Below are 25,418 nucleotides of genomic sequence, written 5' to 3'. Positions count from 1 at the left end.
ATGAACCCTTTAAAAAAAAAACCAAGAACGCATAGTGTCCAAAATCCTCCTCCAAAACCAAATTGGCTAAAAGTACACCTGTCCTTTCCGACAAAAGAAAATGCAGTCCAAAATGTAAGAGAAAGTTTAGAAAAATCGAAACTAAATACAGTTTGTGAAAGTGCTTCTTGTCCAAACTTAAACCACTGTTGGTCAAATAAAACAGCAACCTACATGATACTTGGAGATATATGCACAAGAAGGTGTCATTATTGCGATGTTCCCTCTGGAAAGCCTGGCTTTATAGACATCGATGAGCCTAAAAAAATCGCAGATTCCGTACAAGAGCTGAATCTAAACCACGTAGTAATCACTTCGGTAAATAGAGACGACCTAAAAGACGGCGGGGCTACTCATTATTCCAACGTGATTTCTGAAATTAGAAAAGTTTCAAATTCTGTTATTGAAATACTCATTCCTGATTTTAAAAATAAACTTGAATCATTGGAAATTGTATGCAACGCAAAACCTGACATTATCAACCATAATATCGAAACAGTGCAGTCTTTTTTTCCGGTAGTAGCCCCTCAAAAAAACTATAAAACTTCTTTGGAAGTATTGCAATATTTTTTCGAGAAAGGGTTTACTACAAAAAGTGGGATCATGCTTGGGTTTGGAGAATCAATAGAGGAAGTCAAAGACTGTCTTCAAGATTTAAGAAAAGTAAACGTAAAAATGATCACCATAGGACAATACCTCCAGCCAAGCCCTACCCATTACCCTGTTTTTGAATATGTTCCTAAAAATATATTTTCTTTCTTGAAACAATATGCACTTGAAATTGGATTTACAAATGTAGAGTCAGGACCCTTAGTAAGAAGTTCTTACCACGCTAAAGAGCAAGCCAAAGAGGTGTTATAATGAAAAAAAATTACATCCAGCCTAGAAAAAAAATAGCAATTATTACAGGCGCATCCAGTGGATTAGGATGGGAATTCTCAAGAGAAATCGACAACGAAAAAGAAATAGAGGAAGTTTGGCTAATCGCAAGAAGAAAAAAAAACTTAGACACTTTATCTAAAAAATTAAAAAATAAACCGGTTGTATTGACCCTCGATTTACAAAATCCAAATTCGATTTCCCAACTCCAAAAAAAATTAGAAAAGGAAAATCCAATAATTCGATTTTTGGTAAATAACGCAGGAATCGGTGCTGTAGGTTTCGCAAAAGAAATCTCATCAGAAAGGCAAATCGGAATGGTTGACCTTAATGTGAAAGCTCTCACAAAGATAACTCTTCTTTCTATTCCCTATATGCAAGAAGGATCAAGCATTATTCAAATAGCAAGCTCGGCAGGTTTTGCACCTATGGCAAATTTTGCAATATACGCAGCCAGCAAAGCATTTGTAATCTATTTTTCAGAAGGTCTAAGAGCCGAGTTGAAAGAAGAAAAAATTCACGTATGCACTGTTTGTCCGGGCCCTGTAAAGACTGAATTTTTTGAAGGTGCAAGCGGAAATAAACCACCAAGGCTTGCAGCAGATCCGGTAGAAGTAGTTAGGCTCGCAATGAAAGACACAAAGAAAGGTAAGGCGTTTTCTATTTACGGATTTCCTATGAAGCTATACTATACTCTTGTAAACTTCCTTCCTAAATCACTGATTTTATGGTTTACGAAAAAAGTGAAATTTGCCTAAATAAATACATATTCAACATGAAATTTTACTCTTGAACTTATCAAAATGTGCGTTTCTTACCAGCTTATTTTACCACTTATCGGAAAAGATACAATAGACTACTTTCAAAACCTTAAAATTGAACTTACAAAAATAGATTCCTTTAACGAGGTAATCTACCCCGGTAGATATTCTTATATAGTTTATAAAAATACAACCTCAAATAAATTAGAAAAATTCCACTTTGGGCTTATACCGAATTTTGCAAAAGAGAAATCTATATATAAAAATTTATTTAATTCGAGAAGTGAAACTATCCAAGAAAAGTATTCATTTAAAAATTCTTTTTCTAAAAGAAGGTGCATTATTCCCTGTACTGGTTTTTTTGAAACAAATAAAAAAAATAAAAAAAAATATATTATAAAAAATTCAAACAACTCAATTATTTCTTTAGCTGGGATTTGGGACGTATGGAAAAAAAATGAAGAAGTACTATACTCTTTTTCCATTATCACTTGTCCGGCTAACTCCTTGATCTCAAAAATACACGACCGAATGCCGGTAATTTTAGAAAACTCAAGTTTGCCTACTTGGCTAAATATAAAAGCCCCAATTTCAAATATCCAATCCATGTTAAAAACTAGTGAGTCTAAACTTTACACAATGGAGGTAGCCTAAGCCTAAAATAAACTACCCTGCTCCAATTTCCACTCTTCACTTTTTGTTGCAATCTCAAAGGGCATTAGCTCTAGTAGAGCTTCTTTTAATATGTTTTTATAAAAAAGTACATCGTATTTTCCATTATAAAGGTAACTCGGTATATATCGGGTATTTTTATCGCTCGATTTTGTATTTACTGCTATGTAATCAATACTTTGGCCACCTTGCATAGAAATCTTTTTTTCCTCCAAAACAGAAAGCACGATTTTAGACGCATTATTTTTTTCGTATTTAGAAAATGGTTTTGAGATTGTTTTATAAATCACTAAACTTTCTTTAGAAATTTTTTTTTCTTCAATTTTAGATTTGTATTCATCGTATATTTGAAATATTTCATTTTTGAAACTCTCGATTTCTTTAACAGAAGAAGCCTTAGACAAGACATTCAACACTTCTTCTTGAAAAGAGAGTATGACACCCGGGGTATCTTTTTTTCTATTCAATAGCCCCCTTACTTTTAGCTTTCCGTTATTTTCTCTCGCAAAATACCTTGTTGGAGTTCCTAAATAGTCCCTTGTCTTAGAGTAAGGAAAACATATCCAAGAATAACTAGCCTCGTGTATTATATTTAGACCGGTTATAGAATTGATTTTTTTACAAAGCTCGTTCACTAAAGAAGTTGGAAAATCTTTTTTATGTAGCCATAAAGAATCTGTAAGCGCATGAAGTAGGATAAACCCGTAATCTTCCGATATTTCTTTTGCAGTAAGTAGGGAGTGCCTTGACCAAGCCGTAATAGCCTCGTGTGCTTCTCTTTGTCCAAACTTAGCGTGCTTAAAACCGGTATATCCGAAAGAAGTAACAAGGCACCACTTAATCGCAGAGGCCCTAAGCTCTAAGGCTCCTCTTTCTTTTTTTGTTAAATTTTTATCTAATAGAATTTTTTTTATTTCGTCTCTTCTATCTAATAATACGCCTATCGTTTCTCCGACTATTCCTTTTCTTTTGGTGCAGGTGTGGTACGGTAAATAGGGTACTGGTCTTAGGCTTGGGCTACAACACTTACAGTTTATTGTTTCTCCAGAAATATTGTGTAGCTTCATTAGATTCGGAAACAAAGATCGAAAGTCTAACTCCACTACGTTTTCGTGTATCCCGGTAATAGGTCTAAAAGTCAAGCCACCATTATCTGCTTTCAAAACTACAGAAACAGGCTTAATCGATGAACTCTTCCCTTTTTGCCTTGGAATAAGTATTTTGCTTTTTAAAGCAAACTCATCTTCCATGCTCGACATTGCAGATCCCGGAGAAGACCTTGCCAATTTTTGAATGGATAGCCTACTAAATTTTGCCATTTCTAAAATACCCTCTAGCTCAGATTCTGTGTAAAAAAAAGACAAACCTTTATCAATGTGTAGTCTCCCATACAAGGGGTAAGGAGTTGTTTTAAATACAACCCTTCCGTACGTGAAAATAGTCCTTCCCTTTAAATTGTGTTTTTTTCTAAAATAGTTATCACTCCTATCTAAAAGTAGTTTTATATTATTTTTATATGCCAATTGGAATAAGTTTGGAAATAAAAATTCATCACCGTGTGAAGTATAAATAATATCCGGGTCTATTTTTAAAAGTAACTCGTTTAAGCTAGTTAATAAATCTATTTCCCTACCGGGCAGAATAATTTTTTCTGTCAGAGATATGTGTACAATTATTCTACCTTCTGTTATTGGCTTGAATTTTCCGTACACAGATTCGATAAATATTTTTCTAAACGAAGGGTATTTTGGAAATAGCGTGTTTTCGTCGTCTAAGCTACGCTCTATTTTTTCTACTTGCCCATTTGCCTCTGTAAAATCTACCTTAGATAAAGGGTATAAATCTTTTTCGATTTGATAAAATTGGGTGAAAGGAATTTCTGTATTGTAAAATTCTATATGCTCTTCAATCTGGATACATTTTTTTACTATCTTTTGAAATCTGTTATAATCTAAAATTTCAGATGCGCTCACTTTTAAAGTATTCCCAGACCAAAGCTCTTTTCTAAATTTTCCACCAATACTTCTTAAAATATTTTCTCTATACAAATAAGAAAGAAAAGCTCTGCCTTTAGAGGTATATTCTTTAGAATAAATCCTTGGAAAATATTCGTCTTTTAGAAATACATTTTTCCCATTTTCTTGCTTTAACCAAAGCTGAACTAAATTACCTAAGTTCCAAATATCTATTAGCCAAGCTTTCATGTAGCATTAGAGAAAGTTTCCCACTTTTCTAGTTCTTTTACTCTATTTTTTAAATTTTCGTTATCTTTTAATAATTGGATCAAAACAGTCATAAAAACTACTTCTAAGGGAAAAGGGTTTGACTGCATACTCCCTGCGTGGGAGTGCTGGATAGCTATCGCGAATAATTTATCAAAATATACTTGCTCTTCTCTATTTAGAGTTTTTTTAAAAGGTTTCCATTCTTCAGACAGGCTCTGTAAATAGTTTGAGTATGTCGGCATTTGTGCGCCCATGCAAAAGCCCTCCTTTATTTTTTACACTGATGCTTTTCCCCGCTACCTCAAGTTTTAACTGGGAGTATTTCTCTAACTGGTAACGATAAAACTTTTGTAATCCTGGCTCGATGGGTCTTCCTTGTTCCCAAAAAATCACCCATTTCTTTTTAAAAGAATTTAGACCTTTTATGCGAAGTGAGTCCTTCTGGAATAAATATTCAGACTCTTTTAAATCAACCCCCTCATCCAAATAATGGTAAGTGAAATCCAAAAAAATAGGCAAATAGCTATTTTCTGAAGTTTCCAAATCACTCAATTGTAAAATCGCGTCTTTTAGATGGTACATATTTAAGATAGATACAAAAAGTAGTTTTCCAGTAACAGAAAAAGGGATTCTGTGGACTCTACTCGTTTTCAAATACTCAGAAAAAGAAAAACTTCTATCCTTGCAGATTAAAACCGGAGTCACTCCTTTTAAAAGTAGCTTCAAGGACAGTTTATGTAAAAACACCTGTCCTGATAAATCTTTGTCATGTAGATACATTTGCATACTAAATTTATTTTTAGTAAACACATGCTTTTGTCAATTCTATTTTGAAAAAAAAATTACTCCTTTAATTGTCCGATTTTTTCAAATCAATAAAATCTTTCTCTTCACTTTTAAAAATCCTCGTCTGTTATAAAACTTTCCTTTTTCTTTTTTTGTTTTTTTGCTTTTTCCTTTTTACTTTTTTGAACTTTTTCTATTAAAGGATTTTGAAGTCCTTGTATTTTTCTCTCTTTTTCTTCTATCTTATCGCAAAGAATAGATCTGGCTTTATAACGGTTTAGACCTTGAGTCCTATACACAGAGCATTTCACTTCTATGCCTGTAGGTTTATGGAGTAAGACTACAGATGTAGAAACCTTATTTACATTTTGGCCACCTCTGCCGCTACTCTTTACAAATTTTTCAATCAATTCGGCTTCAAAAACTTTTAGCCTTGCAAGCCTTTCTTCCAACTTCTTTTGTTTTTCCGGGGTAACAGGGAAGGATAAAGCCATTCTATTTGATAATAGTAAGCTTCTCTGTTTTTTGGATATTTTCCTGAACTTTTTTTATATTTTGAATAAATTTCTCGCGATCACTATTCGAAAAATCAATATTCATTGTTTCTACCCTATTGGAATAGCTAAGTATAATTTTCTTTGAATTCAAAATTTTTTCAATCACTTCCAAACTCAATTCAGAGCCTATTTTTATATAATCGGAATACTCTGTAGAAACCCTTTTCAGATTATAGTATTCTCCGTCAATTCCGAGTGAAACTCCGAGTGGAAATTCAACTTCAAATCTTTTTAAATAATATTCTAAAGAATATTTTCTTTCCCCACTTTCATTACTGACTACAGCTTTAATTACAAGGCTATTAAAAGCAGATTCCCTGCAAATTGTAAAAAAAGAGAAGCAAATAGGCTCAGAGATTACTGTAGTTCTTTCTAAAACAGGCTCTTTAATTACTTTTAGTGAAGAGCAATTCAAAAAAATGAGAAAAACAGGGAAAGTGAAGATTGTAACTTGATAAAGATTTTTCATAGTGACCAAAATATTTTTTAGAATTAATAAATAAATACAAAAATTCTATTTTCAGAATTGGCAAGTGTAAAACTTTAGTATCATTATGGTATCTTTTCCAAAAGACAAAATTAAAGTATTACTCTTAGAGAATATCCACGAGAATGGATTTAATATGTTTCAAAACGACGGATTTCACGTCACCTTGTTAAAGGACGCTTTAAACGAAGAAGAATTGACAAAAGCGATTGAAAACGTGCATATACTGGGAATAAGGAGTAAAACCAATGTCACTAAAAAAGTTATAGACAATGCGAATAAACTTCTGTCTATAGGGTGTTTTTGTATAGGTACAAATCAAGTTGACACGGTTGAATGCGAGAAAAAAGGAATCCCTGTTTTTAACGCTCCTTATAGCAATACAAGAAGTGTTGCAGAGCTGATAATCGCAGAAATTATTTTTCTTGCAAGGAAAATTTCTGATAGCTCCAAAGATGCACACGAGGGAAAATGGACCAAGATTGCAGACGGTTGTTTTGAAGTTAGAGGAAAAACTCTTGGAATTGTAGGGTATGGTCATATAGGCTCTCAAGTTTCCGTACTTGCAGAATCACTAGGAATGAAAGTATATTTTTACGATATACTAACCAAGCTCCCGCTTGGAAATGCAACAAGTTGCACAAGTTATGAAGAGCTTTTAAAAATCTCCGATTTTGTTACATTTCATGTACCTGAAACACCAGAAACCAAAAACTTAGTCACTAAAAAAGAACTCTATACTTTAAAGAAAGGCTCCTACTTAATCAATGCTTCTCGCGGGAAAGTTGTAGATATAGATGCTTTGGTGGAAGCACTTAAATCCGGTCACCTTGCAGGGGCTGCGGTAGATGTTTTTCCGGTAGAGCCTAAGTCTAACAAAGAACCGTTTTATTCTCCTCTCCAAAAACTCCCCAATGTGATCTTAACTCCCCACATTGGCGGGAGTACAGAAGAAGCCCAAAAAAATATTGGATTAGAAGTAGCCACGAAACTTATAAAATATATCAATAACGGCTCAACATCTTTTTCTGTGAATTTCCCGAATTTAGAACTTCCAATTCAAAAGGAAAATTACAGAATACTCAATGTACATAAAAATCAGCCCGGTTTTCTTAGAGACTTAAATAGCATAGTCAGTGACCTTGGAGGAAACATTCTGTCACAGTATTTGAGCACTTCAAGCGAAATCGGTTATTTGATTATGGAAATTGACCAAGCGATAGGCGACACTGTAAAAGAAAAATTAAAAAAGCACCCTTTGAGTATAAAAACAAGAATCCTTTATTAAACAAAATAGGAGAATTTATGGAAACCGACAAAAGAGCTTATAGGGTTCTTTTTTTTGCGTGGCTTGGCTGGTTTGTAAACTTTGCAGACAGACAACTTATCGGGCCATTACTGCCGCTTTTACAAAAAGAATTCAATCTTTCTAATACAGACATTGGTCTTTTAACTTCTGCCTTTTTTATAGGGTATTCCATATCTCCAATTCCGGGAGGGTACCTTGCGGACAGATTCGGCTCAAAAAAAGTGATCGCTTTCTCAGTTTTATTTTTTGGTATCACCACTTATTTTACAGGTCTTGTCGGGGGAGTGATGAGTTTACTTGTCACAAGAGCGTTTACCGGTCTATTTGAGGGTGCGTATTATTCCAGTGCAGTTGGGTATGTTACTTCAGTTTTCCCTAAGGCTAAAAGAGCTTTTGCTTCTGCTATTTTTTCAACCGGTTGGACACTAGGATCTTTTGTAGGGATTCTATTTGCAACTGCAGTGGGCTTACTCGCTTGGAATTTTACGGATGCACTTTTTTCTGTATTTCAATCAACAAGTGTAGAAGTAGTATCGGGAGATTGGCGTTCACCATGGATGTGGATGATTATCCCTACTACAATCACTGCAATTTTAACTTACTTTTTTATGCCTGAAATTCCGATGCAAGAAAGAGCTGCATTTAAGGAGGCTGAAGGCAAAGCAAAATCCCACGGGTTTTCAGAAATTTTAAAAAATAAAAATGCTTGGATAATTTTTTCACTACAATTTGTAGCCAACTTCGGGCTTTGGTCAATCTCTACATTTACTCCAAAATATTTAAGCGAAGTAAAAGGATTTTCACTTGTAGTTGCGGGTGGTTTGACCGCACTCATGTTTATACCCGGAACAATTGGCTCTCTACTAAGCGGTAAGATTGGGGATAAATTAGGAAGAAGAATCACTATCACAATTTTCTATACTCTTTCCGGGTTGTTATGGTATAGAGTGTTGCTTGCAAAAGATGTGGAAGCCTCTCTATATATGATAGCACTCGCCGGATTTTTTATCACAGGTCTTTATCCAACCATACTTGCTTGGATGACAGACTCTGTGTCCGCAGAGCTTTCTGCAAGGGCAACGGGTTTTGGAATCATGGGTGCTGAGCTTGGGGCTTTTACTACTCCAATTATTTCAGGGTTTTTAGCAGATAAATTCGGGCTTGGGTTTGCCATGAATATTTTTATATGGACGTATATTTTAGGCGGTCTTATAGTGTGGCTTGGGAGTGAGAAAAGAAAGTAATGAAAATTTATTTCTTAGGTGTAGGTGAGGCTTTTGATGAAGCTTACTCCAACACAAGTATAGTATGCGAAACAGAAGGTAAAAAAATTTTATTAGACACTGGATATTCTGCAATCCAAAGTATTTGGAAAAATTTTCCGGATCCGAATTCCATTGATTGTATCTATTTTACTCATTTTCACGCAGACCATTTTTTTGGACTACCTGCACTTCTTACAAGATGGTGGGAAGAAAATAGAAAGAAACCTCTCACCATACTCGGTCAAATCGGAACTGAAGAATTTGCTAAAAACTTAATAGAAGAAGCCTACCCGGGAGTATTTTGGGATTATGAGGGAAAAAATTCAGACAAAATAGGTGAGCCCCCGGCTCAAGGAACATTAAAAAAACCCCATTTCCAAATTAATTTTATTGAATCGGACACTTCTTTTCAATTAGAAAAAATACAAATCTATTTAGCCAGAACAAACCACTCCAGAAAAAATTTAGCAATTAGAATCGAGTCAACCGAGAGTAAAAAATCTTTTGCCTTTAGCGGAGACGGTGATTTCACGAATGAGTCTTTAAAACTTTTTTCTGGTTTGGACTTTTTAGTTCACGAGGCATACCTATTTGATAAAAATATTTTAGGTCACGGATCTATTATAGGAGTAGTAGAAAACGCAAAGAAGCAAAATATAAAAAACCTGGCACTAGTACATATCAATAGAATAGTTAGGCGTAGCCAAGAAAAAGAAATTTCAAACTATATAAAAAAATCTAAAATCAATTGTTTTATCCCTCTTCCGGGTGATATTTTTGAAATTTAGAGTTTTATTTTGTTTACTTTCGATGAAACATTTTTTCTAAATCATCTCTTGTGAGTTTTACCAAGGTAGGTCTTCCGTGTGGACAACGAGATGGGTTTTCGCAATAGCTAAGCCTATTTAGAATTTCACCTAAGATATAGTCAGAAACTTGATCTCCTTTTTTGATTGCGTACTTGCAAGCGATTGACTTCGCAAGAGAGTCAAAGATTTCTTTCTCCTCAGAATCGTCTTTGGACCTATTTAAAAAATCAAGAATAATTTCTTTTTCTTTTCCTGTATCTATAAAGTCGGGTACTTCACGAATAAGAATTGTACCACCATCCATTTCATCCAATACAAACCCGGCTTTTTTTAACTCCTGACTTTTCTCCAGTAATTCTTCTGCTTCAAAAATAGATAAATCTAAACGGATTGGTGTAAGTAGATTTTGCGAATGAATTTTTTTTTGAAACTTTTTTAAAACTTCTTCGTATCGAATTCTTTCGTGGGCTGTGTGTTGATCAATAATATATAAACCATCATCTGATTCTGCTAAAATAAAAGTATCAAATATAACTCCAAAATGCCTTTTGGGTAAAAAAGTTTTCTCTTTTTCATTCTGGATATGTGAATCACCAAAGTTTTTAAATTCTACATTTTCTAATTCAAAGCCTTTTTGAAATTGTGGCTCTATTAGAAAAGAGCTAATAAAAGTATTTTGTTGAAGTTCTATCGGGTCACTCAAATTACTCTCAAATTTTAGTGGAGAGCTTAGCCTTCTTTTTAATTCTAAAAAACTTACAGGAGTTTTGGACCTAAGTACAGAGCCTATCGAGTGTAAAAAAATAGAATGAATTGCATCTTCATCTAAAAATCTTAATTCTTTTTTGGCAGGGTGAACATTTACATCTACTCTGGAAGGATCGATTTCAAAAAATAAAAAACACCAAGGGTGGGCTCCACCGGGCAGTAGTTCATCATAAGATTTTTTTAATAAAAAGGAAGCATAGCGTATCTCCACTGCTCTACCGTTTACAAATGTAAACTGTCCCATTCTATTCGATCGGTAAAAGTCCGGATCTGAAATATACCCCGTGATTCGGATTCCATTTTTTTCTGAGTTTACTTCCAATAGATGATCTCTAAAATTCTCACCAAAAATAGATAGGATTCTTTCCCTTCGGTCTTCCGGGTTTAAACGTAAAATTTCTTTTCCGTCTTGAACGAGTCTGAAACTAACATCCGGTCTGGACAGAGCAATAGAGATAACTTTCTCTTTAATTTTTCTATCTTCGCTTTTTTCTGATTTTATAAATTTCCTTCTGACAGGGGTATTAAAAAATAAGTCTGTGACTTCAATCGTAGTGCCCTTTTTACCACTCACTTTTTTTTTAGATTGAATGATTCCTTTTTCTGCAAAGTACTGATTAGAGGCAACCCCGTCTTTTTTTCCTGTTGTCAATCGAATCTTGGATACGGAAGCAATAGAAGAAAGTGCCTCTCCTCTAAAGCCAAAAGTATGAATTTTTTCTAAATCGTTTAAGCTTTGTATTTTACTTGTAGCATGTCTTTGAAATGCGAGTTCAACATCGTCTTCATCAATCCCAACACCGTTGTCTGAGACAATAATTTTTTCAAAACCACCACCTGTTGTTTCTATGTCAACTTCTGTAGATAGAGCGTCTAAAGAATTTTCGACTAATTCCTTGATTACCGAGAAAGAAGATTCAATTACTTCACCAGCAGCAATTTTATTTATAAGAGAAGGATCGAGTGCTTTGATTACTCCCATGTTCTAATGGGAAGATTTGCAACAACTGCATGTTCCTGTAACGGAAACAGTGACCTCTTCTAATTGAAAGTTGTAGTTTTCTAAATGAATTGATTCTGCTAAATTGATGGAAGGTGCGTCAATCACTGCCCCACAAATTGTACAAATTAAATGTGCGTGTTTGTCTAAGCAAGCATCGTAACGACAAGAATCGGAATCTATATTTAACCTTTTTACAAAACCATGGTTTACCAAATATTCTAAAGTATTGTAAACAGTTGCAAAACTAATTCGATCAGTTTCTTCTCTAATAGTGTCAAATACCATTCTCGCAGTCGGATGATCCTTTCTATTTTGCATAGATTCTAAAATCTTCCGTCTGTGTTTTGTTAAATTCTTCATAATTTAATTCTACTTGCATATTAGACTCACTATAAAAAAAATTCAACAAAAAAATATGGTTTTTCTGAATTATTCTTTATTTTTTTAAATAGATTCTAATTTTTTAATTTAATGAACGAGTCTATTGAAAATTTTAAAAACACTTTAGGTCAATTTGCAACAGGTGTTACAGTTATTACTTATCCCGATGGAGATAAATTTGGAGGAATCACAGTAAATAGTTTTTCTTCATTGTCGCTTGACCCGCCATTAATTTTAGTTTGTTTACAAAAATCTATCTCAAGCCATAATAAAATACAAGAAGCCGGAGTATTTGCGGTCAACATTTTAGAAAAATCCCAAGAAAACCTATCCAATCTATTTGCAAGTCGCTCTGTAGATAAAAATGAATGTGTAAATACAAACGGATACACAATAGAAAAATCGAACTCTCCGATATTAAACGGTTGTACAGGATTTTTAGATTGTAAAGTGGAAAACTATGTCGAAGGGGGAGACCATTCTATTGTAATAGGAAGGGTCATTGCTTGTGGCTCTTCACCTGATAAAAGACCACTGCTCTATTATCATCGCAAATACTATTCTATTTGAATAGTTCACGGCTATTCTATTTCTGACTTCTTTATAGTTGCAAATTTGGATGCGATTTCTTTTCTTCTCTCTACAACTTTATAAGAAAAACTACCAAAGAAAGGATCATTGGGGTATTTTAATAATTCGGTGTATTGAGACTCAGCAGTTATATAATCTCCTACAAAGGATGCAGTTTCTGCAAAGTAAAAATGAAACTTCTTATCGTAGTCTTTTCTTTTTCCTTCAGAATCAAATAACTCAGTTCGTTTAAAAATTTTATAAGCATTCATATATTTTTTAGAATTCATTTCTAATCGAGCTAAGCCCATTTTAGCGTTTGGATTTTCTTCATCAATTTTTAGAGCAGCCCGCAAATACAGTAAGGCTCTATTCCTAAGTTCCGAATTTAAAAAATGCTCTGCAAGCAAAATTAACGCCTCTGTGTTGAACTTGTTCAAGGGTACGGCTTTTTTGTACATTGCAACGGCTTCATCAGGCTCATTCGTCAATTCCAACAATCTTCCAAGGTGAATATAAATTTTATAAAATTCAGGAACTTCATAACTTGCAAATTCAAACTCTCTTTTTGCCTTATCGTATCTGTGGTCAATCTGGTACAAACGCCCAAGGTTGTATCTAAATGGGAAAAAATGCGGATCAAATTTCACCCCTGCCTCAAGCATGTTTACCGCCTCTTTTCTTTTAACTATATCTTGATCCAAGGCAAAGCTAACTGCCTTGTTATTGAATCCACCGGAATTTTCAATTTTCTCATTTTTATAAAGAAAATAAGCACGAGACTTAGGAGGGCTTTCCTTCCATAATTTTCCGTAGGTAAGAATAAAATCTTCAGGAACTCTGGAATACGATCCATTCGGGAAATCACTCGTGTCAAACTCTTCTTCTTTTCCCCAAAGTAAGTCTTTATATTGTTTCCCCGCAATATTTGTTTGAGAGTGAGACTCTTGAAATAGTAAAATCGAAAAAAATAGAATTTGAAAATATCTCATAGAATAAAAAATAGTCTTTAAGTAAGAGATTCATTCGTTTTGAAAAAATCAAGCAATCAAAAATTAAAAAATCAAATACTTTCTTGCAACCGACTTAATTATAGTATCGGATATAAAAAAATTCTAAAAAACATATCTTTTCAAATTTTTCAAAATGAAATCACTCTTTTAAGAGGAGAAAATGGCAGTGGAAAATCTACTCTTCTAAAATTAATATTTCAGAATAAATACCACAAGGACAAAATACAGTCCGATGATAATTTAAAAATAGGGTATCTAAGCCATGAACTCGGACTATATTCTTCTCTCAGCCTTAAAGAGAATCTCAGATATTTTTCTAAAATCGGCAGAGGCGATTCTACAAAATTGGATTTGAATGAATACATAGAGCTTTTTCATTTAAAAAATAGAATCCACGACCCGGTGTATTCTTACTCTAAAGGGATGAAACAGAAGGCAGGGATTTTATGCGCACTCGCATCTTCTCCCAACCTGCTTTTATTGGATGAACCTACGAGCGGTCTTGATGAAAATTCCTGCAAAGTATTCTATACGTTCATAGAGAGATTCCAAAACTACGGTTCTATTCTTTGGGTTACTCACGATGCTTCCTTAGAAAAAAAATTCAAAAGCAAAACTCTTCTTTTGGTAAATGGAGAATTGATAAATTGATTTTTGAAATTTTACGAAAAGAAGTACTTCTCATCGGTAAAGCAAAAAATGGAATCTTGTCCATGTTTGTACTTATGGTCTCCTTAGTTTTTATCTTTCACTATTCGGAAGAAAAAACTTCTCTCATGGACATGAACTCGTTACTCGGATTAAAGTGGGCAATCATGTTTATGGTAAGTTTTGTTTTGATTGGTCAATCTGCCTGGGAAGAAAGAGAAAGTGGAGCACTTAGAATAAACCAAATCTATCTTTCGGGAAGTGTATTTTTTTTGTGCAAGTCTTTTGTTCTGTTTCTTGCAATCTCTCTCGTTGCAATTTTAGAAATACTCATGTTTTCATTTTTCTTTGAGTCTTTCAATTTAGATTTCAAATTCTTTTTTGGAAATATCGTATTTTTTGGTCTGGGAATTTTTTCTCTTTCCCTACTCGGAGTTTCTTTAAGTATTGTGAGCTTTGCAACGAGACTCAAAGAAATGGTCTTGCCACTACTTTTAATCCCTTTTTCTATACCAATTTTACTATTTGGAATGGAAGCAGAGAGAAAATTCATTTTCCAAAAAGGGGATACTGTTTTTTCTGTAATTATCATGGTCTCACTCGTGTTTTTGTATTCTGCACTTGGATTACTGTTACAGGAGTTTTCTGTTGAAAACTAAAATAGATATTGTTAAAATTTCGATTCAAACTGAAAAATTCGATTGGGGTTTATTTTTACTATTTGCTTTGGTCTTTCCATTTGCCATTCTTTTTAGTTTGAATTATCCAAATGTTGTCTTAGAGCAAGGATTGAGCCACAAAATTTTTTATTTGCATGTATCTGTTGCTTGGGTTGCGTTGTATGCTCCTGTTTTTTCGGCGATCTTTGGAATTTTTTATCTCATCAAAAAAAATGATATGTATGATTTTTTAAGTGTGTCATCCGCAAAGATAGCATTTCTATTTTCAATTGCAGTAATTTTTTCAGGAAGGATTTGGGCAAAGAGTGCCTGGGGAGTTTTTTGGGATTGGACAGATGCAAGACTTCAATCTTTTACAGTACTTTTTTTTAGTTTGTCAGCGTATCTTCTTTTGCGAAGTATGATAACAGAAAAAATCAAAAGAAAAATTTTTTCTTCTTTTCTTTCTATCCTTACTGCTTTAAATTCTGTGATTACATGGGGAGCTATTCGTTGGATAGAAAATCCCGGCAACCACCCCGGTTCTGTGCTATCAAAGGGTGGAATGGAATCCGACATGAAGATTGCTTTTTGGTTGAATATTATCGCTTACCATTTATTCTTTTTAATTCTTTTTATAATCATTTATAGAAACGAAAAATTGAACGATACTATAGATTATCTCAAAGAAATCAATTCTTAAAAGCTTCCTTGGAAAAAATTGAATTAGAATGAAACCGGTCACAGAAGAAAGAGCAAAAGTTCTAATCATCGAAGACTCTAAAGTTATCGTAGAAATATTAGAGCATGTTTTAGAAAATGGGAGGTTTCTTGTTCGGGTTGCTCGCGATGCAAAAGAAGGAGAAAAAATACTTTCTTCTGAATCGGTTGACTTAATTCTATTGGACATTAATTTACCCGACACCGATGGTTACACATTTTGCAGTAAAATTCGAGCTCAAAAACAATTTCAGCTTTTGCCTATTATTTTTCTTTCCTCAATCAACAGAGATTCCGGTTTTTTGGAGGCTATTTCTTCTGGGGGAAACGATTTTATCAGCAAACCTTTTCACCCTGTAGAGCTAATCGCTAAAATTAAAGCCCATATTCGAGTAAAAAAATTACAGGATACAGTGATTCAGCAAAATGAAATGTACAATTTTGAATTATCTATGGCAAAAAAAGTTCAAGAAGAGCTAATCCCCTTAAAAAATTTTCAATTTGGAAGCTCCAAGGTTAGTACATTTTTCAAATCATTGGGAGAGGTAGGTGGTGATTTTGTGGATGCATGGGTCTCCAATAATAGTCTGCACTTAATGATAGCAGATTGCTCCGGGCATGGACCTTCCTCGGCTCTAATAGCTGCTATGCTTAAAATGCAGTTATTCACTATGACTGAAAGTCAAAACCTTCAAGATAGAGTGAACACGATAAGAACCAATTTAAAAAAAGTTTTACCGGAAGATTATTCGATTACTTTTTTTTATGGAATCTTAAACGAAGACAGGAGTTTTGAATATATAAATGGAGGACACCCCTATCCATTTCTATACAATGGAAAAGATATGCGATATCTGAAAGGTAGCGGGCGCTTGATTATGAATATAAAAATGAGCGATTCGGATAATATTCATAAAGTCCAATTAGAAAAGAATTCCACGCTCCTATTCTACACCGATGGAATCATAGAGGCAATTTCTGAGAACTCTGAAATTTTTGGTCAAGAAGGGCTTAGTGAAATTTTCAATAATTCACTGACAGAAAATAATGTAAACCCGGAATCAATAATGGAAAAAATTTTAAAACACCCATCAAAATTTTCTTTTTCAGACGACGTTGCGATGATTGTATTGGAGGTAGGATGAAACCGAGCTATATCGGAAAAGTAAGAGATGTTTATGACTTGGGAGATTCACTTATCCTATGTTCGACAGATCGTGTTTCTGCATTCGATGTTGTCTTCAATGAGACTATTCCAGAAAAAGGAAAAATTTTAAATTCGATTTCAAACCTCTGGTTTAGCTATTTTAAAAATATAAAAAATCATATAGTAGAAAAAGATTGGAAAAATTTTCCAAAAGAATTTTCAAGCGATGCCTATTTTGAAAATAGATCGGTGCTTGTAAGAAAATGCAAAAGAATCGATTTTGAATGTGTAGTAAGAGGTTATCTTTCTGGCTCTGGTTATAAAGAATACAAGGAAACTGGTAAGTTGGCATTTAGGGAAATTGAAAAAGGTCTTTTAGAATCTTCGAAATTGAGTGAGCCTGTTTTTACCCCTGCGATCAAAAAAGATTCTGGGCACGATGAAAATATCAGTGAAAAAGAAATGGAAAGACTCACCGGAAGTAAAATTTTTCACTTCCTAAAAAATACATCTATTCATATCTATACAGAGGCAGCAAAAAAATTAGAAAAAACGAGTTTGATCCTTGCGGACACGAAGTTTGAATTTGGAATTCTAAATGAAGAAATCTACCTCATTGATGAGCTTTTGACACCTGACTCATCCAGATATTGGGAAAAAGCAAATTACAAAACAGGAGTTTCTCCTCCAAGTTTTGATAAGCAAATTTTGAGAAATTATCTTGAAAAAAGCGGCTGGAATAAAACACCACCTCCCCCAAGTTTACCGGAGAGTCTAATTATTACATTACAAGAAAAATATAAAAAATTGGAGAGTATTTTAACAGAATGTTTATCGGAAAAATAAATATCACACTGAAAGAATCCGTTTTGGATCCACAGGGCACTACCGTTCACCGTACTCTGAATGAAATGGGAGAGGGATCTGTAAAAGGTGTACGAATCGGAAAATACATAGAATTGAAATTGGATTCTACAAATAAAGACACAGCCATAGAAGATTTAAAACGAATCTGCGATAAATTGCTTGTAAATAGCGTGATTGAATCTTACACTTTTGAGCTAAGTCAAATATGAAAACTGCTGTAATTACATTTCCCGGATCCAATTGCGACAAAGATATTGGAGACGCTCTTTTCGAACACTACAACCACAGTGTAAGCTATATCTGGCACAAAGATACTTTTGGAAAAGAATTTGATTTAGTAGTTCTACCCGGTGGATTTTCTTACGGAGACTATTTACGCTGCGGTGCAATGGCTCGATTTGCAAACTCTATGAATTCGGTGATTGAACATTCTAAATCAGGAAGGCTCATTCTCGGAATCTGTAACGGTTTTCAAATATTAACCGAATGCTCTCTCTTACCCGGTGCACTCACAAGAAATAAATCTTTAAAGCATATTTGTAAAACTGTTAGTCTTGTCAAAGGCGGGAAAAATAACCCACTTACTAAAAAAATTCAAGAGAATGAAATTTTACAAATTCCGATTTCTCATGGGGAAGGTGCTTATTTTGCAGATGAAAATACCTTGAAGAAATTAGAAGACCAAGATAGGATTTTATTAAAATATGCAATCGAAAATCCAAACGGCTCACTGAATAATATTGCGGGCATTACATCTGAAAATTTTAAAATTGCAGGACTTATGCCTCATCCTGAAAGAGCCTTAGATGACATAAATCAATCTACCGACGGTAAAAAATTCTTTGACTCATTTTTCGGCTTATGAAAGTATAGCCGGTACGAGACTATGGATAGCGAAAAAAAGAAATGGATTTTAGAACAAATGCACGTAGCCGGAAGCCAATGCTCCGAGTGTGGTGATATTTTTCGCAGAGAACAAAAAGTAATTACACTGATTCTTGGTGGAGGAAAGGGAACTCGCCTACTCCCGCTAACCGAAAAAAGATCCAAGCCTGCTGTAAGTTTTGGAGGAAAATACAGGCTCATAGACATTCCTATTTCCAATGCTTTAAACAGTCAATTCAATCAGATTTATGTACTGACTCAGTTCAATTCTTACTCACTGAATAGGCACATTTCGAGAACGTATAATTTTAACACAATTCACAATAAAGGGTTTGTAGAGGTTATTGCAGCCGAACAAACTATCGCCTCAGTAAAATGGTTTGAAGGAACAGCCGATGCAGTAAGAAAAGTTCTTCCTCATATAAGAGACTATGCCCCCAAATACATTATCATTTTATCGGGTGATCAATTGTATAATATGAACTTGGAGTTATTTTTAAGAAATCATATTTTATGCGAGGCCGAAATCAGTATAGCTGCAAATAGTGTGTCTCCAGATAGAGCATCCGAACTTGGTATTTTAAAATTAGACGAAAATGGATTGATCCAGGAATTCTACGAAAAGCCAAAAGACCTTACTATGGTAGAATCTTATAAAACTCCTACTGGAAATTTTTTAGCGTCCATGGGCATTTATATTTTTAATACAGAAGTTTTAATTGAAGTCTTACAAGACCATTCTAAAACAGACTTTGGAAAAGAGATTATACCTCATTCTCTATCAAACCATAAAGTATATGGGTATGCTTATGAAGGGTATTGGGAAGATATTGGTACGATAAAAGCATTTTATGAAGCCAATCTAATGCTTACCGATGATTTCCCTAAATTCAACCTATACTTAGAAAATACTCCTTTTTTTACCAGACCCAGATTTTTACCACCAACAAAAGTGAATAAAGCCAATCTGACAAAAACGCTTTTATCCGAAGGTTGTATTATAAACGACTCTACTATTATTCGTTCTGTAATTGGCGTTCGTCAAGTTATTGATGCCGGTTGCTATATTGAAAATACGGTAATTATGGGTGCAGACTCTTACGGTAGCTTTGACAGGATGGGGAAAAAAATTCCAGTAGGAATCGGTCAAAACTGCGAAATCAGAAATGCGATTATTGATAAAGATTGTTATATTGGTAAGGGGGTTAAACTTTTAAATAAAGATGGACATATAAATTTTGAAGATGAACATGTAAGAATCGTAGATGGAATTATAGTTGTGCCAAGACGATCCGTAATTCCAGATAATTATGAAATTTAAAGAGTTTTATTTTTGATGCCACTTGATTTAGCAAAAGACTGTTTTCTTATATTCAACCTTTCCAAAAAAAATAATAGTATCGGTGAAATATTACAAAAAGAGTTACATTTAGAAATTATTGAATTTTCGTCTTACAGCGATCTAAAAAACATGAATACTGAGAAAAAACTTCCAGATAACACTCTGGCGGTTATCATAATCGGGGTATTAAACGATTCACAAGACGATATATTTAAAGAGAATTTTGAAATAGTGCATTTTTTCAGACACAAAGCTCGTTTTCGCCATATCCCAATTCTTTATTTTGCTAAAAACTCTGACTACAAAACAAAATTAGCATGTTTATCTGCGGGTGCAGAATGTATCACCACTCCAATTAAAAAAAGTGAATTAATTCTTTTAGTAAAAAAATACATAGGCTATACAAAAGAAATTTTAGATTTAAAACTACAAATATCGAAAGCATCTGAAATTCAGAATTTGTATTGGGAAGAATCGAGAAAAAGGCAAGTCAAGCTCCAAGAAGAAATAGAAACAGCCAAATTAGAAATAGAAAAACAAAACGTAGCGCAAGACGCTATGTTTGAACTCAGCCGACAAGAATTACTAGAAGCAAACCACAAGCTAAAAAAGCAATACGAGCAAGAAATCAAAACTCTAAAAGAAAAAAATAAAATCGAAGCTATTTTTGGAAAATATGTTTCACCTGAAATAGTCACCAGAGTAACCGATCCCGAAAAATCAAAAGAATTAGACGGTGTAAGAAGAGAGATTTGTATATTTTTTGCAGATATAAGAGGGTTTACTTCATTTAGCGAAAAATTGAACCCGGAAAAAGTAATCTTTATATTGAATGAATTCTTTACAGAAATGACTGAAATTATTCATGACGTTGGAGGTTGGGTAGATAAATACTCAGGCGACAATATAATGGCACTTTTTGGTGCTCCCATAGAAATCCCAAACTATTCTGAAAAAGCAGTAATTGCTTCACACGAAATTCAAAAAACTTTTCGCCAACTTAGAGAAGAATGGTTTCAAATTTTCCACATTGATGCTGGATTAAGAATCGGTATAGCAACTGGCACAGCTATTATCGGAAACATCGGCTCTTTTCAAAAAGTATCTTATACTGCAATCGGCGATACAGTGAATGTTGCTTCAAGATTAGAGTCTTCCTGTCCAGACGGAAATGTATTGATGAACGAAAATTGCTACAACCAACTCTCAGATGAAATAAAAGAAAAATACAAAATATACGATTACAGTAAGATAGAGCTTAAAGGAAAATCTGAGCCTGTCCAAACATACACAATGAAATTATAGTATCCCGAATTCGTCGCATTTATCCCGAAAGAAAAGTAAGGCTTCTTTATCTTTTTCTGTAAGTTCAAAATGAAGTTCTTCCGTCAAATAAGTACGTGTCATAGTGTTTGGAAATCTTTTTTCATTTGAAATAATTTCTTCAATATTCGATAAACCGAACTTTAGAGAATCGGTAAATACAGAGTCACTAATTGGAAAAGTTTTTGGATACGCCCAAAGTGCAAAGCAAAATGGAAGACCTGTTGTCTCATTCCACCATGTTGCAAGATCAATTTTTTCATAATATGAATTGTCTCTTGAGTCAAGTAGCGCGTTATCTCCAAATAATAAATGGGAGCCAATTTTTTTATGTAAGTCCTTTGATATTTGATCCGGTGGAGTAGAAATCATTTCAACATTCTCCCCCGTTTCCATCCTTATCAAAAGTTTTAGGAGAGCGACACTGGTTCTGGATCCGGAATCTGTTTTTATATATTTTGGCGGATAGTTTTCATTTTTATTTTTATAGAATACAATAGAACGTACTTTATTATGAGAGGAAACTCCTACTAAGTTGCAATACGACAACTTTTCCGAATTTCTAAAAACTTCTATCGAAGAAATTAGAGCTGTGTCTAATTGACCGGAGATTAATAACCCAACTAATCCGGATGGGTTATCAGAAATAATTTCGTGGTTGCCTGCTCTCTCAAATCCATACGTTAGGGGTCTTGCGTTTAAGTGTTTAATAATTCCGATTTTCATAAAATTTCTACTATATATATCCAAAATAAAATAAACTGAAAAAAGCACAAAAGAGATTTTTCTTTACCTTTTTTAATTGCTATAAATGTTTGGCAAAGGTGATAATATGAGCGATATTTTTGGTAGTTTAGCCAGTATTGAGGATTTAGAATTTAACTATATAAAAGATTTAGTGTATGAAAAGGCAGGAATATTTTTGCCTCCACATAAAAAAATTATGGTTCAATCCAGACTAAACTCCAGACTTAGAGCCAACTCCATGAATAATTTTAAAGATTATGTGAGCAAACTGAAAAACGACAAAGCCTTTTACGAAGTTGAGGTTTTAGAAATTATAAATAAAATCACTACAAACAAAACAGATTTTTTTAGAGAAAACCACCATTTTGAATATCTAACCAATACATTTTTTCCTGAAAAAGAAAAAATCTTACAAAAATTCTCCGTAAAAAAGGTTAGGATATGGAGCTCTGCCTGCTCAACCGGCGAAGAGCCTTATTCGATCGCTATTACAGTAGAAGAATATCTAAAAACAAAAAAGAGTTTTGAAGTGAAAATTTTTGCCTCGGATATAGATACGAATGTTATAGAAACAGCGAAAAAAGGAATATACAAGCAAGATAGATTAGAAACTGTATCTGACGAATTCAAGAAAAAATATTTTAAAAAAGTAAGTGAAAAAAATGGAGTTATCGAATACGAAGTTTCGCAAAATCTAAAAAATCTAATAGAATTCAAAAAAGTAAATCTATTAGAAGCACCTTTCCCATTTAAAGAAAAATTTGATATAATTTTTTGCAGAAATGTAATCATATACTTCGATAAACCAACTCAAAAAAGGCTCTTTAGCAATTTTCATTCCATGCTCGAGGATGATGGTATTCTCATCATTGGTCATTCTGAGACACTTTTCGGTATTTCTGATGATTTCGGTTTCTTGGGAAAAACAATTTACAAAAAGAAAAATCGTTCACCTTTGTAAAGACAGCATTCCGCATGCCCCAAACACATCTTGTCCTGAAGATTTTCTAAGAGTGACCGGAACTTTTGCAGGCTCCAATAAATTTTTAAAAGCATCAATTTCAGAGTCTGACGGTCTTCTCCAACCATAAAACTCTGTATTTAACGGGATGAGGTTGATTTTGCAATTAATAGATTTTCCGATTTGAACCAATTTGTCAGCAGAATCTTTATTCATATTCACACCCGGAATCATAACGTATTCAAAAGTAATTTTCCTGTTTAAAGTTTTTGTGAAAATATTCACACTCTCAAGAAGTTTCGCAAGCGGATATTTTTCATCAATTCCCATAATAGATTTTCTTAAATTTGGGTCAGGGTGGTTTAACGAAATTGCTAAATTGAATGGCTCTGAATTTTGTATAAATCTCTCAATTCCCGTGATTACTCCCGCAGTAGATATTGTAATTTTTTTAGACCCGATATTGAAAGCGTTGGAGCTATGCAGTATGTGAGCCGACTTCATCACCGAAAAATAATTGTGCATCGGCTCTCCCATTCCCATATATACAATATTGGTAGCCCTATCGTTTAAAATATTTTCAATTTGCAAAACCTGATCTACGATCTGCCAAGACTTTAGATTCCCTTGAAACTCTAATTTCCCTGTTGCACAAAATGCACAAGATAATGTACAGCCTACTTGAGATGAGACACAAATTGTTTTTCTATTTCCGTCACCTGTAGGAATCCAAACAGATTCAATTTCTCTATTTGGTTCAACTTCAAAAATAAATTTGACAGTTCCGTCGATTGACTTGATCTTTTTTTTTAACTGAATACTCGGTATTACTGAAATATTTTTCAACTTCTGTTTTAGTTCTTTGGATAGTACACTAAACTCTTCGATAGATTTGTACCTATCTGCATAGAGTCCTTGAAAAACTTGTTTAGCTCTGAATTTTTTTTCTCCGATAGAAATAAAAAATTCTTCTAACTCAGAAATCGAACTACCTTTTAATACAAACATTATTTCAAAGAGGGTTGGTCTGTTTCAGAAATTGCTTTTCCGTCTTCCAAAATCATCTTAATTAGCCTTGTCATTTCTACTGAATATTCCACATTTAAGTCTTTGACTATACTTTCACAAAAACCATTTACTACAAGAAGTTTTGCATCATCTTCGCTTAGTCCCCTCGATTGCAAATAAAATAACTGGTCTTCGTCAATTTTAGAAACGGTGGCCTCGTAATTTAAAGAGCCGTGCTCTCCACTGATGTCATTGTACGGAAAAGCATGCGAAGAAGATCTATCGTCCATTATGAGTCCATCACACTTCACATGACTGTAAGAATTTTCAGAAGAAGATGTAAACCGAATAAGCCCTCTATAGGAGTTTACCCCACCATCCAAAGAGATTCCTTTTGCGAGGACATTACTTCGAGTATTTTTACCGACGTGGATAATTCTTGCACCTGTGTCTTGAATCTGACCACTACCGGCAAACGCAAGAGAAAGTACACTTCCCCTAGAGTTATCTCCGAGTAAAACAATTCCAGGATATTTAATCGTATTGGCTCCGATATTGCAATCAGTCCATGTAATGTGGGCACTCTTATGACATAACCCCCTTTTCACAGTCCAATTGTACATATTTTTTTTCCAGTTTTGGATTGTTGTATAATTAATTTTAGCGTTATCGTGTGCGATAAGTTCAACAACTGCCGTGTGAAAATTTGTTCCATTGTCTTGAACTGAGGTGCACCCCTCACTATATTCGATTTCTGCACCTTCGTCGGCAATCAAAAGAGTTCTTTCGTATTGCCCGGAAGCTGCTGCTGAAACTTTAAAGTAGGCTTGAAGAGGCATAGGAGTTTTCACACGCTTAGGGCAAAACGCAAAAGAACCTCCACTGAATACGGCACTATTCAATGCCGAAAATTTATTGTCACTTACTGAAACAACAGTCCCTAAATATTTTTTTACAATTTCGGGATAATCTCTAATTGCAGTATCAATGTCACAAAATAAAATTCCAAGATCGGCAAGCTCTTTTTTTACATTTGCATAAACTGTTTCAGAATCATTCATTGCCTCTATTCCGGCTAAGTATTTTCTTTCGTGCTCAGGGATTCCGAGTTTTTCAAAACTTTTTAAAACCTCCGGATCAACCTCTGCCCAAGATTTTTTCTTTTTATGATTTGCACCCACGTAATGAGTATAGTCTTGAATATCTACGTGGAAATTCGGGAAAAATCCCCACTTAGGCATTGGCTTCTCTTCAAAAATTTGGTAGGCTTTCAATCGAAACTCTGTCATCCAACCCGGTTCATTTTTTATATGGGAAATAGATTCTACTACTTTTTTTGTAAGCCCTTTCGGAAAATTGTCCGGTTTGTAATAACGGGTTTCATCTAACTCTTCACTCATTTATATCTCCATGTATTAGACTCATGTTTTATATTTTAATTGATGACGTGCCTACAAAATGTCTTTCTCGGAAATATTTACGCTCAAATACTAATGGAAATCGCCATTTAAAAGCGATACAAAATCCATTATAGGGTTTTACATTATCACCATAGTTTGAAACTGAATTTATCTTCAATCGCAAAAA

At 34.0% G+C, this 25,418-nt stretch carries 28 protein-coding genes; 17 read left to right on the top strand and 11 right to left on the bottom strand.

The genetic code is table 11. The features are described 5' to 3' along the window. From lipA to HS129_02710, 3 genes are read left to right on the top strand one after another with little or no spacing between them, the layout of a single operon-like run. The gene (gene lipA, locus HS129_02720) at positions 1-900 is read left to right on the top strand and encodes a lipoyl synthase (protein MBE7410967.1); all 900 of its coding nucleotides are present in this window, start codon (positions 1-3) and stop codon (positions 898-900) included. Then, positions 900-1,676, top strand: a complete 777-nt coding sequence (locus tag HS129_02715) for an SDR family NAD(P)-dependent oxidoreductase (GenBank protein ID MBE7410966.1) — start codon at positions 900-902, stop codon at positions 1,674-1,676. Before lipA ends, HS129_02715 begins: the two co-directional genes overlap by 1 nt. A 45-nt stretch (positions 1,677-1,721) precedes the next feature. Further along, positions 1,722-2,333 carry an SOS response-associated peptidase gene (locus HS129_02710; protein ID MBE7410965.1) on the top strand — a complete coding sequence of 204 codons (612 nt, stop codon included), beginning with the start codon at positions 1,722-1,724 and terminating at the stop codon, positions 2,331-2,333. A 2-nt stretch (positions 2,334-2,335) separates the two neighbouring features. On the opposite strand, the gene HS129_02705 is transcribed toward HS129_02710, so the two are convergent. From HS129_02705 to HS129_02685, 5 genes are all read right to left on the bottom strand, one after another. Then, a complete protein-coding gene (locus HS129_02705; GenBank protein MBE7410964.1) occupies positions 2,336-4,555 on the bottom strand; it encodes a hypothetical protein in 2,220 nt (739 codons plus the stop codon). After that, a complete protein-coding gene (locus tag HS129_02700; protein ID MBE7410963.1) occupies positions 4,552-4,830 on the bottom strand; it encodes a hypothetical protein in 279 nt (92 codons plus the stop codon). The genes HS129_02705 and HS129_02700 overlap by 4 nt, the downstream gene beginning before the upstream one ends. Then, positions 4,781-5,356: a hypothetical protein gene (locus HS129_02695; GenBank protein ID MBE7410962.1), complete on the bottom strand. Its 576-nt coding sequence runs from the start codon at positions 5,354-5,356 to the stop codon at positions 4,781-4,783. Before HS129_02695 ends, HS129_02700 begins: the two co-directional genes overlap by 50 nt. A gap of 116 nt (positions 5,357-5,472) precedes the next feature. Then, on the bottom strand, positions 5,473-5,856 hold the full coding sequence (locus HS129_02690; protein MBE7410961.1) for a peptide chain release factor-like protein: 384 nt from the start codon (positions 5,854-5,856) through the stop codon (positions 5,473-5,475). A 1-nt stretch (position 5,857) separates the two neighbouring features. Next, positions 5,858-6,388, bottom strand: coding sequence for a hypothetical protein (locus tag HS129_02685; GenBank protein MBE7410960.1), 531 nt, complete (start codon positions 6,386-6,388; stop codon positions 5,858-5,860). 85 nt (positions 6,389-6,473) lie between these two features. On the opposite strand from HS129_02685, the gene serA reads away from it, so the two are divergent. From serA to HS129_02670, 3 genes are read left to right on the top strand one after another with little or no spacing between them, the layout of a single operon-like run. Continuing rightward, positions 6,474-7,694: a phosphoglycerate dehydrogenase gene (gene serA / locus HS129_02680; protein MBE7410959.1), complete on the top strand. Its 1,221-nt coding sequence runs from the start codon at positions 6,474-6,476 to the stop codon at positions 7,692-7,694. Positions 7,695-7,711: 17 nt separating this feature from the next. Next, a complete protein-coding gene (locus tag HS129_02675; GenBank protein ID MBE7410958.1) occupies positions 7,712-8,959 on the top strand; it encodes an MFS transporter in 1,248 nt (415 codons plus the stop codon). Beyond that, positions 8,959-9,768, top strand: coding sequence for a ribonuclease Z (locus HS129_02670; protein MBE7410957.1), 810 nt, complete (start codon positions 8,959-8,961; stop codon positions 9,766-9,768). The genes HS129_02675 and HS129_02670 overlap by 1 nt, the downstream gene beginning before the upstream one ends. 13 nt (positions 9,769-9,781) lie before the next feature. Here the strand turns inward: HS129_02670 and mutL are convergent, their stop codons facing one another. Both mutL and HS129_02660 read right to left on the bottom strand, forming a co-directional pair. Further along, a complete protein-coding gene (gene mutL, locus HS129_02665) occupies positions 9,782-11,539 on the bottom strand; it encodes a DNA mismatch repair endonuclease MutL (GenBank protein MBE7410956.1) in 1,758 nt (585 codons plus the stop codon). A gap of 3 nt (positions 11,540-11,542) precedes the next feature. Then, positions 11,543-11,920 carry a transcriptional repressor gene (locus tag HS129_02660; protein ID MBE7410955.1) on the bottom strand — a complete coding sequence of 126 codons (378 nt, stop codon included), beginning with the start codon at positions 11,918-11,920 and terminating at the stop codon, positions 11,543-11,545. Positions 11,921-12,031: 111 nt separating this feature from the next. Between HS129_02660 and HS129_02655 the strand changes: the two genes are divergently transcribed. Next, positions 12,032-12,511 (top strand): flavin reductase family protein, encoded by a 480-nt coding sequence (locus HS129_02655; GenBank protein MBE7410954.1) that lies wholly within the window; start codon positions 12,032-12,034, stop codon positions 12,509-12,511. 11 nt (positions 12,512-12,522) lie between these two features. Here the strand turns inward: HS129_02655 and HS129_02650 are convergent, their stop codons facing one another. After that, positions 12,523-13,503: a hypothetical protein gene (locus HS129_02650; protein ID MBE7410953.1), complete on the bottom strand. Its 981-nt coding sequence runs from the start codon at positions 13,501-13,503 to the stop codon at positions 12,523-12,525. Between the two features lie 39 nt (positions 13,504-13,542). Between HS129_02650 and HS129_02645 the strand changes: the two genes are divergently transcribed. Genes HS129_02645 through HS129_02605 form a run of 9 tightly spaced genes read left to right on the top strand, consistent with a single transcriptional unit; the run spans position 13,543 to position 21,097 of the window. Beyond that, on the top strand, positions 13,543-14,175 hold the full coding sequence (locus HS129_02645; GenBank protein MBE7410952.1) for an ABC transporter ATP-binding protein: 633 nt from the start codon (positions 13,543-13,545) through the stop codon (positions 14,173-14,175). Continuing rightward, on the top strand, positions 14,163-14,831 hold the full coding sequence (locus HS129_02640) for a heme exporter protein CcmB (protein ID MBE7410951.1): 669 nt from the start codon (positions 14,163-14,165) through the stop codon (positions 14,829-14,831). Before HS129_02645 ends, HS129_02640 begins: the two co-directional genes overlap by 13 nt. 16 nt (positions 14,832-14,847) lie before the next feature. Continuing rightward, entirely contained in the window at positions 14,848-15,534 is a 687-nt protein-coding gene (gene ccsA, locus HS129_02635) for a cytochrome c biogenesis protein CcsA (GenBank protein ID MBE7410950.1), read from the top strand. A 28-nt stretch (positions 15,535-15,562) separates the two neighbouring features. Then, entirely contained in the window at positions 15,563-16,696 is a 1,134-nt protein-coding gene (locus HS129_02630) for a SpoIIE family protein phosphatase (GenBank protein MBE7410949.1), read from the top strand. After that, on the top strand, positions 16,693-17,544 hold the full coding sequence (locus HS129_02625; GenBank protein ID MBE7410948.1) for a phosphoribosylaminoimidazolesuccinocarboxamide synthase: 852 nt from the start codon (positions 16,693-16,695) through the stop codon (positions 17,542-17,544). Before HS129_02630 ends, HS129_02625 begins: the two co-directional genes overlap by 4 nt. Beyond that, the gene (gene purS, locus HS129_02620; protein MBE7410947.1) at positions 17,526-17,774 is read left to right on the top strand and encodes a phosphoribosylformylglycinamidine synthase subunit PurS; all 249 of its coding nucleotides are present in this window, start codon (positions 17,526-17,528) and stop codon (positions 17,772-17,774) included. Before HS129_02625 ends, purS begins: the two co-directional genes overlap by 19 nt. Continuing rightward, entirely contained in the window at positions 17,771-18,430 is a 660-nt protein-coding gene (gene purQ, locus HS129_02615) for a phosphoribosylformylglycinamidine synthase subunit PurQ (GenBank protein ID MBE7410946.1), read from the top strand. The genes purS and purQ overlap by 4 nt, the downstream gene beginning before the upstream one ends. A gap of 57 nt (positions 18,431-18,487) precedes the next feature. Then, positions 18,488-19,771, top strand: coding sequence for a glucose-1-phosphate adenylyltransferase (locus tag HS129_02610; GenBank protein MBE7410945.1), 1,284 nt, complete (start codon positions 18,488-18,490; stop codon positions 19,769-19,771). A gap of 15 nt (positions 19,772-19,786) precedes the next feature. Next, positions 19,787-21,097 (top strand): hypothetical protein, encoded by a 1,311-nt coding sequence (locus tag HS129_02605; GenBank protein MBE7410944.1) that lies wholly within the window; start codon positions 19,787-19,789, stop codon positions 21,095-21,097. On the opposite strand, the gene HS129_02600 is transcribed toward HS129_02605, so the two are convergent. Next, entirely contained in the window at positions 21,092-21,841 is a 750-nt protein-coding gene (locus HS129_02600) for a menaquinone biosynthesis protein (protein MBE7410943.1), read from the bottom strand. The two genes, HS129_02605 and HS129_02600, sit on opposite strands and share 6 nt — an antisense overlap. 106 nt (positions 21,842-21,947) lie before the next feature. Here HS129_02600 and HS129_02595 point away from each other — a divergent pair, with 106 nt between their 5' ends. Then, positions 21,948-22,823: a protein-glutamate O-methyltransferase gene (locus tag HS129_02595; GenBank protein ID MBE7410942.1), complete on the top strand. Its 876-nt coding sequence runs from the start codon at positions 21,948-21,950 to the stop codon at positions 22,821-22,823. Here the strand turns inward: HS129_02595 and rlmN are convergent. Together rlmN and sufB are read right to left on the bottom strand one after the other, a co-directional pair. Next, the gene (rlmN, locus tag HS129_02590; protein ID MBE7410941.1) at positions 22,812-23,831 is read right to left on the bottom strand and encodes a 23S rRNA (adenine(2503)-C(2))-methyltransferase RlmN; all 1,020 of its coding nucleotides are present in this window, start codon (positions 23,829-23,831) and stop codon (positions 22,812-22,814) included. The two genes, HS129_02595 and rlmN, sit on opposite strands and share 12 nt — an antisense overlap. Next, positions 23,831-25,231, bottom strand: coding sequence for a Fe-S cluster assembly protein SufB (gene sufB, locus HS129_02585; protein MBE7410940.1), 1,401 nt, complete (start codon positions 25,229-25,231; stop codon positions 23,831-23,833). The genes rlmN and sufB overlap by 1 nt, the downstream gene beginning before the upstream one ends. Positions 25,232-25,418: the final 187 nt, after the last annotated feature.

The organism is Leptospiraceae bacterium (genome assembly GCA_015075105.1).
Classification (GTDB): domain Bacteria; phylum Spirochaetota; class Leptospiria; order Leptospirales; family Leptospiraceae; genus JABWCC01.
Note: the sequence above shows the minus strand (reverse complement) of the source record. Positions and strands in the feature narration are given on the sequence as shown.

Excerpts from the sequence above, each read along its gene's own strand:
- HS129_02625 (MBE7410948.1), top strand. The coding sequence starts at position 16,693 with ATGAAACCGAGCTATATCGGAAAAGTAAGAGATGTTTATGACTTGGGA.
- HS129_02630 (MBE7410949.1), top strand. The coding sequence starts at position 15,563 with ATGAAACCGGTCACAGAAGAAAGAGCAAAAGTTCTAATCATCGAAGAC.
- HS129_02595 (MBE7410942.1), top strand. The coding sequence starts at position 21,948 with ATGAGCGATATTTTTGGTAGTTTAGCCAGTATTGAGGATTTAGAATTT.
- HS129_02705 (MBE7410964.1), bottom strand. The coding sequence starts at position 4,555 with ATGAAAGCTTGGCTAATAGATATTTGGAACTTAGGTAATTTAGTTCAG.
- HS129_02670 (MBE7410957.1), top strand. The coding sequence starts at position 8,959 with ATGAAAATTTATTTCTTAGGTGTAGGTGAGGCTTTTGATGAAGCTTAC.
- rlmN (MBE7410941.1), bottom strand. The coding sequence starts at position 23,831 with ATGTTTGTATTAAAAGGTAGTTCGATTTCTGAGTTAGAAGAATTTTTT.
- HS129_02655 (MBE7410954.1), top strand. The coding sequence starts at position 12,032 with ATGAACGAGTCTATTGAAAATTTTAAAAACACTTTAGGTCAATTTGCA.
- mutL (MBE7410956.1), bottom strand. The coding sequence starts at position 11,539 with ATGGGAGTAATCAAAGCACTCGATCCTTCTCTTATAAATAAAATTGCT.
- HS129_02660 (MBE7410955.1), bottom strand. The coding sequence starts at position 11,920 with ATGAAGAATTTAACAAAACACAGACGGAAGATTTTAGAATCTATGCAA.
- HS129_02650 (MBE7410953.1), bottom strand. The coding sequence starts at position 13,503 with ATGAGATATTTTCAAATTCTATTTTTTTCGATTTTACTATTTCAAGAG.
- sufB (MBE7410940.1), bottom strand. The coding sequence starts at position 25,231 with ATGAGTGAAGAGTTAGATGAAACCCGTTATTACAAACCGGACAATTTT.
- HS129_02690 (MBE7410961.1), bottom strand. The coding sequence starts at position 5,856 with ATGGCTTTATCCTTCCCTGTTACCCCGGAAAAACAAAAGAAGTTGGAA.
- HS129_02675 (MBE7410958.1), top strand. The coding sequence starts at position 7,712 with ATGGAAACCGACAAAAGAGCTTATAGGGTTCTTTTTTTTGCGTGGCTT.
- HS129_02600 (MBE7410943.1), bottom strand. The coding sequence starts at position 21,841 with ATGAAAATCGGAATTATTAAACACTTAAACGCAAGACCCCTAACGTAT.
- purS (MBE7410947.1), top strand. The coding sequence starts at position 17,526 with ATGTTTATCGGAAAAATAAATATCACACTGAAAGAATCCGTTTTGGAT.
- serA (MBE7410959.1), top strand. The coding sequence starts at position 6,474 with ATGGTATCTTTTCCAAAAGACAAAATTAAAGTATTACTCTTAGAGAAT.
- HS129_02700 (MBE7410963.1), bottom strand. The coding sequence starts at position 4,830 with ATGGGCGCACAAATGCCGACATACTCAAACTATTTACAGAGCCTGTCT.
- purQ (MBE7410946.1), top strand. The coding sequence starts at position 17,771 with ATGAAAACTGCTGTAATTACATTTCCCGGATCCAATTGCGACAAAGAT.
- HS129_02605 (MBE7410944.1), top strand. The coding sequence starts at position 19,787 with ATGCCACTTGATTTAGCAAAAGACTGTTTTCTTATATTCAACCTTTCC.
- HS129_02685 (MBE7410960.1), bottom strand. The coding sequence starts at position 6,388 with ATGAAAAATCTTTATCAAGTTACAATCTTCACTTTCCCTGTTTTTCTC.
- lipA (MBE7410967.1), top strand. The coding sequence starts at position 1 with ATGAACCCTTTAAAAAAAAAACCAAGAACGCATAGTGTCCAAAATCCT.
- HS129_02695 (MBE7410962.1), bottom strand. The coding sequence starts at position 5,356 with ATGTATCTACATGACAAAGATTTATCAGGACAGGTGTTTTTACATAAA.
- HS129_02710 (MBE7410965.1), top strand. The coding sequence starts at position 1,722 with ATGTGCGTTTCTTACCAGCTTATTTTACCACTTATCGGAAAAGATACA.
- HS129_02610 (MBE7410945.1), top strand. The coding sequence starts at position 18,488 with ATGCACGTAGCCGGAAGCCAATGCTCCGAGTGTGGTGATATTTTTCGC.
- HS129_02715 (MBE7410966.1), top strand. The coding sequence starts at position 900 with ATGAAAAAAAATTACATCCAGCCTAGAAAAAAAATAGCAATTATTACA.